Annotated in this window: 2 protein-coding genes; both read right to left on the bottom strand. The window is 42.9% G+C overall.

Features of this window, described 5'->3' with window-relative positions:
- Positions 1-169: 169 nt before the first annotated feature.
- Positions 170-559 carry a hypothetical protein gene (locus A9E74_RS13745; RefSeq protein ID WP_069297153.1) on the bottom strand — a complete coding sequence of 130 codons (390 nt, stop codon included), beginning with the start codon at positions 557-559 and terminating at the stop codon, positions 170-172.
- Positions 560-906: 347 nt separating this feature from the next.
- Positions 907-1,423 (bottom strand): Lcl C-terminal domain-containing protein (locus A9E74_RS13740; protein WP_176718945.1); only part of this gene is annotated, 517 nt, incomplete at its 5' end.

The following is a 1,423-nucleotide window of genomic DNA, read 5'->3' as shown; positions in this document are numbered from 1 at the left end:
ACTTATCGTACTCAGACCGGTAAAGTGATTTAGCAGTACGGCCCTTAAATCTTTTGGCTAGACCTCAGGCCATTATTAGATAACTTTGAGATTCTCACAATAGTTAGGTGCTTCATCTATTTAATGAATAGCGTTATTCAATGATTCGATAATATTTTTCTGGTGAAAACTAAGGTTTAAGATCTTTGATGGCTCGAGCGATCAGGCCCGGAGGATCATCCCTCCATAGTTCTCCAACACACTGCTCCCAAGCTTTAAACCCTTCCTGATCCTTGGTACTTTGAAAGGCAAGAAATGATGGATAACAAGTTAGCTCCATATTTCGATTAAAAAAACTTTCTGGAAGCAAATAAGGAAAAAAAGCGCGAACGAACTCCAGCTCTTCAGGCTGTTGAGTCATGTTACCCAAAGCCAATAGTTCACCTTCCGTCAAAGAGTTAACCCACTCCTCTGCCTGGGCTTCACCTTCTTCAATTGATTCCCATGTCAGAAGCATTTCAGCCGAATGGAGACTGGTTAATGAAGCTAGTAAAAAAATAAAAAGCGTTACAACTTTCATTTGCAGACTCTTAGAATATTGTCGTGGTAAGGATTAAAATTTTCTTAATTCACTAAAAAAATCGAGCTGAGTCCAAAGTTTACAGGCTTGGTTATGCTTACCATAATGTGAAATCTCTGCTGAATATCAGCGGGTATTACACTCCTCCAGCAGAGCAGAATTTTGTGTGGCACTCCAAGTCATGCCAGTTTCATCGAAGTAAAAGCTGAGGCCACATACTTTGCTTGAAAGCATCTTGCAGGTGGCCATGTTCAAGCCGGTGCTGTATTCGCCGCTGAGCTTATACATGACCCCATGGCAGACCTTGCATAGTCATAGGGCAGGTATAAGCTTTGCCAGTTGAGTAATTATTGAGTCTTCCTCAGGTCGCGCACCAAGCGCACATGGGCATCACGCATAAAGTTACTGTGATAGGGGCCAACTAAGCCATGTCGGAAACTTATGGCCCAGCCGTTATGACCACCATTCTCATCAACATATTCCGAAGACGACCAAAAGAAATATTCTGGCGTTTTGGGAAATGCGAGAGTGTTTATAGTGGGTTCTTGATAATCGCCAGAACATCTGCTGTTTATACCCTCATATGAACGAGATATACTCCGTTCGTTGCTGGTACAGAGCACCAACGTATCTAACTCATCTACTGTTGGCAGTCGCCAACCATCTTTAACCTGCTTCATCGCTGAAGGCCAGTTATAACCATCGGCAGATCCTGCACAGGTTTCACCTGTCCAAGTTTGGCCTAGACTGCAACGCTGCCAAATAAGATTGGTCTTCGTATCGGTTATCGTGCCATCACCATTATCTGAATAACGTTGATCAATCAATGGCTTTGCCTGTACCGATGTTTGATAAGCCAGTATT

Origin of the sequence: Methylophaga muralis (assembly GCF_001720165.1) — a bacterium.
Classification (GTDB): Bacteria; Pseudomonadota; Gammaproteobacteria; order Nitrosococcales; family Methylophagaceae; genus Methylophaga; species Methylophaga muralis.
The sequence above is the reverse complement of the archived record's forward strand: the minus strand, read 5'-3'. Positions and strand labels throughout refer to the sequence as shown.